Origin of the sequence: Paractinoplanes hotanensis, from assembly GCF_023717965.1 — a bacterium.
Classification (GTDB): Bacteria; Actinomycetota; Actinomycetes; order Mycobacteriales; family Micromonosporaceae; genus Actinoplanes; species Actinoplanes polyasparticus.
On record NZ_JAMQOL010000011.1, the window covers coordinates 69,994 to 77,386 of the forward strand.

Here is a 7,393-nt window from a genome sequence, read left to right on the forward strand (position 1 = left end):
AGGGGGGCGGGGGACATGAGCCGACGGATCGTGCTGCTGGGCGTCGCCGCCGTGCTGGCGATCCTCAGCGCGGTGGCGGTGGTCGCCTACGCGAGCGGCGCCGACCGCCGGGCCGTCGAGGGCAAGAAGGGCGTCTGGGTGCTCCTGGCCACCGAGGCGATCCCGAGCGGCACGACCGGCGCCCAGATCCGCTCGCGGCGTCTGGTGCGGCAGGTGCTGATGCCGGCCGAGACCGTGCCGTCCGGCGCCCTGACCAAGCTCGGCCCGGCGCTCGACGCCAAGGCGCTCAACGCCACCCTGCAGCCCGACCAGATGCTGCTGACCCGGCAGTTCGATCCGGCCGTGAAGGCGGTCCCGAAGCCGGCGGCGACCTTCAAGGTGCCGCCCAAGCAGCTCGCCATCAGCGTCGAGCTCGGCATCGCCCGGCAGGTCGCCGGCAACGTGAAGCGCGGCGACAAGGTGACCGTGTACGTCACCGCGCCCAAGGACGACACCGCGGAGAACCCGCAGAAGACCTGGGTCGTGCTGCCGACGGCCACCGTCCTCAGTGTCGGCGAGAGCGTTCCGCCCAACATCGCCACGTTGCTCTCGCCCAGCGGACAGCCGCACGCCTCGGGCTCGGCCGGTGCGAGCCCGGCCCCGAGCCCCACGACCACCGTCACCCTGCTGCGCTACGTGGCCACTTTGGCCGTCACCCCCGACCAGGCCGAAGCGCTGATCAACGGCTACAACCGCGGCTACCTGCACCTGGCGTTGCAGGGCGCGAAGGCGACCGTGACCGCCACGCCGACCGTCGTCGAGAGCGGGGATGCCGGATGAGTCTCTACGTCTACCTCGAGCCGGATCGCGAGACGCTGGCCGAGCGCGGGCCCGAATTCCAGTCGGTCGGCGGCGCCATCGTGCACAGCATGGCCGAGCTCGAGGCTCACCTGCCTCGCTACCCCGAGACGCTGCTGGTGCTCATCGGAGCGAGCGTCGACCTCGACGAGGCGCTGATGTTCACCGCCTACCAGAGGCTGCAGCGGCCGCTCATCGGCGTGGTGCTGATCCGCCGGACGATCCTGCCGGCCGAGGTCATCCGCTGTCTGCAGGCCGGCGTCCGCGACGTCGTCGAGGAGGCCGACTGGGACAAGGTCCGCCAGGCGACCGGCCGCTCGGTCGACATCTCCAAGGCGCTCAGCACGTCGCTCCGCTCCGGCGCCGAGGGCACGCCGCTCGGCCGCATCATCACCGTGTTCGCCGGCAAGGGCGGCTGCGGCCGCAGCTTCGTCGCGGTCAACCTGGCCGTGGCGTTGTGGGCCGGCGGCGCCCGGCGGGTGCTGATCGTCGACCTCGACCTCCAGTTCGGCGACGTGGCCATCATGTTGAAGCTGCCACCCGACCGCAGCATCGCCGGCGGCATCGCCATGGCGGGCCGCCTCGACGAGCCCGGTCTGCGGTCGATCGTCACCCCGTACCGGCCCGGGGTCGACGCGTTGCTCGCGCCGGGCAACCCGGCGCAGGGCGAGCACGTCCGCCGCGAGCTCGTGCTGGAGATCCTCGACGTGGCCCGGCCGCACTACGACTTCATCATCATCGACACCCCGGCCATCGTCACCGACCAGGTGCTGGCGGCGCTGGACGTCTCCGACTGGTTCGTGCCGATCGTCACGCCCGACCTGCCGGCGCTGAAGTCGGTGCGCCTGACCGTCGAGATGTCCGACATGCTGGAGTACCCGCGCGACCGCAGCCTGCTCGTCTTCAACCGCGCCAACACCCAGGTCGGTCTGACCACGGCCGACGTCGAGGAGGCGATCGGCATGCCGTTCGCCTCGCTCGTGCCCTCCAGCCGCGACGTGCCCCTCTCGATCAACCAGGGCGAGCCGCTGATGGTCACCGAGCCGCTGCACCCGGTCAGCCGGGCCATCCGGCAGCTCGCCGACCGCTGCGCCGGCACCGAGACCGCGCCGGAGCCGAAACGCGGCCTGTTCGGCCGCCGGAAGAAGGTGCCGCGATGAGCCTGTCCGCCCGGCTCGGCATGTACGGGAACAAGACCAATCCCGAGGAGGAGTCCGAGCACCTCGAGGAGGCCGACCGGCGCGGATCCGCGAACCGCTACCGGGCGGCCGGGCGGCAGGCGGCGGACCCCGTCTACGACGTACGCCTGAGGATCCAGCGCCGACTGGCCGACGAGCTCGGCCCGACGCTGTACGCCAGTCGCGGCGAGGACGAGGCGCTCGATGCCCGCGTCCGCGACGTGCTCTCCGACCTGCTGGCCCGGGAGGAGACCCCGCTCTCCGGCAGCGACCGGGCGCGCATCGTCAAGGAGATCACCGACGAGGTCCTCGGGCACGGGCCGATCGAGGGGCTGCTGCGCGATCCGTCGGTCAACGAGGTGATGGCCAACGGCGCCAAGAACGTCTACGTGGAACGGTTCGGCCGCATCGAGCGCACCGAGGTGGAGTTCGACGACGAATCCCACCTGCGCCGGATCATCGACCGCATCTGCGCCCGGGTCGGTCGCCGCGTCGACGAGGCCAGTCCGATGGTCGACGCCCGCCTGCCCGACGGCAGCCGCGTCAACGCCATCGTGCCGCCGATCGCCCTGGACGGCGCGTCGCTGACGATCCGGAAGTTCTCGGCGACGCCGCTGACCGTGGGCGACCTCATCTCGTACGGCACGATGACCCGGCCCGCCGCCGAGTTCCTCGACGCCTGCGTCCGCGGGCACCGCAACGTGCTGGTCAGCGGCGGCACCGGCTCGGGCAAGACGACGATCCTCAACGTGCTCTCCAGCTTCGTGCCGGCCGACGAGCGCATCGTGACCATCGAGGACGCCGCCGAGCTCCGCCTGGGGCAGGACCATGTCGTACGCCTGGAATCGCGTCCGGCCAACGCCGAGGGCCGGGGCACGGTGAACGCCCGCGACCTGGTGCGCAACGCGCTGCGGATGCGCCCCGACCGGATCGTCGTCGGCGAGGTCCGCGACGCCGCCGCGCTCGACATGCTGCAGGCAATGAACACCGGTCACGACGGCTCATTGACGACCCTGCACGCGAACACGCCGCGCGACGCCGTCAGCCGGCTCGAGACCATGGTGCTGATGGCCGGCATGGACCTGCCGAGCCGGGCCATCCGCGACCAAATCTCGTCGGCCGTCGACCTGATCATCCAGATCACCCGGTTCAAGGACGGCTCGCGCAAGGTCAGCCACTTCACCGAGGTGGTCGGCATGGAGGGCGACACCGTCACGCTCCAGGACCTGTTCCTGCTCGAGGTCACCAGCGACGTCCCGCCCCACCTGGCCCAGCTCAAGCCGACCGGGATCCGCCCCCGGTTCGTCGACGCCCTGGCCATGTACGGCGTGACCCTGCCTGCCAGCCTCTTCAGCGGTGCCCGATGATCTTCGTCGCGGTGTCCTCCGGCGCGGCCGCGTTCCTGCTGTTCTTCGTCTTGGTCGAGAGGATCTTCGGCCGTACGCCGATGCAGCGCCGCCTGGCCACGCTGAAGCAGTACACCGCGGGCGACCGCCGGAACGACGAGCCCCTGCTGCGCCGCCTCCAGCACGCGGCGGGCGACGTGGTCGAGCAGTCCCCCGGCCTGACCAGGCTCGCCGGCCGGTCGACGGACAAGCTCGACCAGGCCGGCGCCCAGATGCGCCCCACCGAGTGGCTGGTCCTGCGGGCCGGGGTCGCGGTCACCTCCGCCGTCGCGCTGGCCGCCCTGGTCCACGTCGTCGCCGGGTTCGTGCTCGGCCTGCTGCTCGGCTTCCTCGTGCCCGGCATCCTGCTCAACGCCAAGATCAGCCGACGGCGGCAGCGGTTCGCCGACGACCTGCCGGCCCTGCTCCAGCTGATCCTGAGCGCGCTGCGCTCCGGCTTCACGCTGCAGCAGTCGGTCGACGCGGCGGTCCGCGACGACGAGGGGCCGGTGGCCGAGGAGTTCGCCCGGGCCCTGTCCGAGTCGCGGATCAGCGGCGACTTCGAGGATGCGCTGGAGCGGGCCGGCGAGCGCCTCCAGAGCCCCGAACTGAGCTGGCTCACGCTGGCCCTGCGCCTGCAGAAGGAGACCGGCGGCAGCCTGTCCGAGGTGTTGCAGACCACCGCCGAGACCATGCGCGAGCGCGCCTACCTGCGCCGGCACGTGCGCTCGCTGTCGGCCGAGGGTCGCATCTCGGCGTACGTGCTGGTCGCCCTGCCGATCTTCGCCACCGGCCTCCTGTTCCTCACCCGGCGCGAATACATGCAGGTGCTCTGGCAGACTGCCCTCGGCCTGGTCATCCTGGGCGTGGCGCTCCTGATGGTCATCGTCGGCAGCCTGTGGCTGCGCTCGGTCACGAAGATCGAGGTCTGACCCCATGACGGCCGGAACGCTGGTCTCGGTCGCCGCGGCTGCCGCCGTGCTCGCGGTCGCCTGCGCCGCGGCCGCCGTCACCGTCCCGGCCAGCCGCCGCCAGCGGATGCTGCGCATCCTGGCCGAGTTCGAGAGCAGCCGGAACGCGTCCCGGGCAGTCGGACAGCCCCTCGGCGGCAGGTTGCGCGCCCCCGTCGTCCGCGCGATCCAGCGGATCGGCGACGTCATCACCCGGCCCCGGATCCGCCAGCGGTTGTCCCAGGGGCTCGACTACGCCGAGAACCCCGCCGAGTGGCCGCTGGACCGGGTCATCCGGGCCCGGGTGGTGGGCGCCGTGGCGCTCGGCCTCCTGGGCTGGTGGGTCGGCACGCGCTCGGGCGGCCCGTGGGTGCTGCCCGGCCTGCTGGCGGGCGCCCTGATCGGCATGAACATCCCCGATCTGCTCGTGTACAACGCCGGCACCAAGCGGCAGGCGGCGCTGACCCGGGCCCTGCCCGACGTGCTCGACGCCATGGTCATCGGGGTCGAGTCCGGCCTCGGCCTGGACGCGGCCATGGCCCAGGTGGCGGTGCTGCTGCGCGGCCCCATGCCCGACGAGATCAACCGCGTGCTGCAGGAGATGCGCCTCGGCGTGCCCCGCACGGAAGCCCTGTGTTCGCTGGCCGCGCGGACCACCGTACGGGACCTGAAAACACTCGTCACGGCGCTCGTGCAAGCCGGTGAACTGGGCATCTCGGTGGCCGGCATCCTGCGCGAGCACGCCCTCGAGCAGCGCACCCGCCGCCGCCAGTACGCCGAGGAGAAGGCTCAGAAGGTGACGGTGAAGCTGCTCTTCCCGGTCATCTTCTGCCTGTTCCCGGTGATCTTCATCGTGGTGCTGGGTCCGGCGATCATCAACATCATGACCACCGGGCTCTGAGCCCCGCCCCGGAACCTCTCAGACAGTCCCGTTTCCTGCCGATAAGTGGACGTGATCACCGTCGGCGCCGACCTCGACGAGGAAGGCCGGCTCGCTGTCCTGCACGAGTACTGCCTGCTCGACGCGCCCGCCGACGACGAGCTGACCACCGTGGTGCGGGTCGCCGCGCTGGTGGCCGGGGTGCCGACCGCGACCCTCAACCTGATCGACGAGAGCCGGCAGTGCCAGCTCACCACGTACGGCTTCGAGGGCGGCAACACGGCCCGGTCCGACTCGATGTGCGCCATCCAGTTCCGCTCCGGCAAGTTCGTCCACGTCAGCGACGCCCGTCAGCATCCGCTCTACCGCCACAACCCCTGGGTCACCGGCGCGCTGGCCTCGGTCCGCTTCTACGCCTCGGCGCCGCTGATCACCCCCGAGGGGTACGCCCTGGGGACGCTGTGCGTCTTCGACGACCGCGTCAAGGAACTTACCGACGACCAGGCCGGGCGGCTCGCCGACCTGGCCGACGTGCTGGTGGCCCTGTTCGAGCGGCGCCGTCAGGCCCGGCTCAACGAGAAGCTCGCCATCGAGGCCGAGCTGCGCAAGCAGTTCACCACCACGGTGCTCGAGACGATCGACGTGGGGGTGGTGGTCGCGGACGCGGACGGCCACGTCACGATGTTCAACCGGGCCGCCCGGGAATGGCACGGGCTGGAGGCCGACGCTTCGCTGGACCCGGCCGCGCTGCCCGATCACTACGGCCTGTTCGACGCCGACGGGACGCGCCGGCTGCAGCCGGACGAGGTGCCGCTGCTGCGCGCTCTGCGCGAAGGACTGGTGCAGAACGCCGAGATGACAGTGCGGGCGCCGGGTCGTCCGGTGATGCAATTGAGCTGTACGGGACGTCGCATCGTGGACGACACGGGCCGAGTGCAAGGCGCGGTCGCCGCGCTGAACGACGTGACGGCCGACCGCGCGTACCGACGCGAGATCGAGGGGGCCAGCGCCGAGATCGCGGCCCGCGGCGAGGCGTTGTCAGCCGCGCTGGTCGAGCTGCGCCGTTCCAACGAGGAACTGGAACACTTCGCCGGCACAGTCAGCCACGACCTGGTGCGCCCGATGGCGGCAGCCCACGGCTTCCTGGACCTACTGGTAGGCGAATACTCCGAGAACCTCGACGATCGCGCCGGGAAGTGGCTGACCGGAGCGATCCGCTCGGTGGAGAGGATGCAGAAGCTGGTGGACGCGCTGCTGAAGTACGCCCGGGCCGGCCAGACTCCGTACCAGGCAGAACCGGTGCCGCTCAACGCCGTGCTGCTGGACGTGCTGGCCGACCTGCGCACCGCAGCGGAAAGCAGCCAGGCCCAGATCTCCGCCACCGACGACCTGCCCACCGTCCAGGGCGACCCGGTGCTGCTGCGCCAACTCCTGCAGAACCTCATCGACAACGCCATGAAGTACCGCCACCCCGACCGCCCCTGCCGCATCTCGGTCAGCGCCTCGTCACTGTCCGGCCGCTGGATGATCCGGATAGCCGACAACGGCATCGGCATCCCACCCGAGCAGCGCGAGCGCGTCTTCGAGATGTTCGCCCAGGTCGATCCCCAGCACCAGAAGGGCTACGGCATAGGTCTCTCCACCTGCCTGCGCATCCTCGAACGCCACCGCGGCAAGATCGCCCTCGAGGAGACCCCCGGCGGCGGCGCCACAGTCTGCCTGTCACTTCCCAGATAGCGCTTGAAGCGTCCGCACACCGAGACCAGCACCCCAGGCCACGGGCCCTTTGTGCGCGGGCGGTAGCCGGCGTTTCGTCGGCCGGCGTCTCGTCGGCCGGCGCGAAGAAATGGTCCGGAAATGGCAGTAGGCCCACCCCGCGATGGGGTGGGCCTACTGTTCACGTTGAGTCCGGCGGCGTCCTACTCTCCCACACCCTCCCGAGTGCAGTACCATCGGCGCTGGAGGGCTTAGCTTCCGGGTTCGGAATGAGACCGGGCGTTTCCCCTCCGCTATGACCACCGAAACAGCTATCAGCGAAAAACCAACAACCAGCAGAACCGTGCAGCCGTCACCGGCCGGGTTCCGTGTTGTTCGTTTGCTGTGAATCACACAGTGGACGCGTTGAGCAAAAAGTTTAAGGTGGTTAAGCCCTCGGCCTATTAG

At 70.7% G+C, this 7,393-nt stretch carries 6 protein-coding genes and 1 rRNA gene; 6 read left to right on the forward strand and 1 reads right to left on the reverse strand.

Translation table 11 applies throughout. The features are described from left to right. Positions 1-15 precede the first annotated feature (15 nt). Genes cpaB through LXN57_RS09800 form a run of 6 tightly spaced genes read left to right on the forward strand, consistent with a single transcriptional unit; the run spans position 16 to position 6,967 of the window. Positions 16-819 carry a Flp pilus assembly protein CpaB gene (gene cpaB / locus LXN57_RS09775; protein WP_251797710.1) on the forward strand — a complete coding sequence of 268 codons (804 nt, stop codon included), beginning with the start codon at positions 16-18 and terminating at the stop codon, positions 817-819. Further along, positions 816-1,997, forward strand: coding sequence for a CpaE/TadZ family protein (locus LXN57_RS09780; RefSeq protein ID WP_251797711.1), 1,182 nt, complete (start codon positions 816-818; stop codon positions 1,995-1,997). The genes cpaB and LXN57_RS09780 overlap by 4 nt, the downstream gene beginning before the upstream one ends. Beyond that, positions 1,994-3,382 carry a TadA family conjugal transfer-associated ATPase gene (locus LXN57_RS09785; protein ID WP_251797712.1) on the forward strand — a complete coding sequence of 463 codons (1,389 nt, stop codon included), beginning with the start codon at positions 1,994-1,996 and terminating at the stop codon, positions 3,380-3,382. The genes LXN57_RS09780 and LXN57_RS09785 overlap by 4 nt, the downstream gene beginning before the upstream one ends. Continuing rightward, complete coding sequence (locus LXN57_RS09790; RefSeq protein ID WP_251797713.1) at positions 3,379-4,332, forward strand: type II secretion system F family protein; 954 nt, start codon at positions 3,379-3,381, stop codon at positions 4,330-4,332. The genes LXN57_RS09785 and LXN57_RS09790 overlap by 4 nt, the downstream gene beginning before the upstream one ends. Before the next feature lie 4 nt (positions 4,333-4,336). Then, complete coding sequence (locus tag LXN57_RS09795) at positions 4,337-5,251, forward strand: type II secretion system F family protein (protein WP_251797714.1); 915 nt, start codon at positions 4,337-4,339, stop codon at positions 5,249-5,251. A 45-nt stretch (positions 5,252-5,296) separates the two neighbouring features. Further along, a complete protein-coding gene (locus LXN57_RS09800) occupies positions 5,297-6,967 on the forward strand; it encodes a GAF domain-containing sensor histidine kinase (protein ID WP_251797715.1) in 1,671 nt (556 codons plus the stop codon). A 169-nt stretch (positions 6,968-7,136) separates the two neighbouring features. On the opposite strand, the gene rrf is transcribed toward LXN57_RS09800, so the two are convergent. After that, positions 7,137-7,253: ribosomal RNA gene (gene rrf, locus LXN57_RS09805) — 5S ribosomal RNA — on the reverse strand. Positions 7,254-7,393: the final 140 nt, after the last annotated feature.

Coding starts and splice junctions, on each gene's coding strand:
- LXN57_RS09780 (WP_251797711.1), top strand. CDS start 816: ATGAGTCTCTACGTCTACCTCGAGCCGGATCGCGAGACGCTGGCCGAG.
- LXN57_RS09785 (WP_251797712.1), top strand. CDS start 1,994: ATGAGCCTGTCCGCCCGGCTCGGCATGTACGGGAACAAGACCAATCCC.
- cpaB (WP_251797710.1), top strand. CDS start 16: ATGAGCCGACGGATCGTGCTGCTGGGCGTCGCCGCCGTGCTGGCGATC.
- LXN57_RS09790 (WP_251797713.1), top strand. CDS start 3,379: ATGATCTTCGTCGCGGTGTCCTCCGGCGCGGCCGCGTTCCTGCTGTTC.
- LXN57_RS09795 (WP_251797714.1), top strand. CDS start 4,337: ATGACGGCCGGAACGCTGGTCTCGGTCGCCGCGGCTGCCGCCGTGCTC.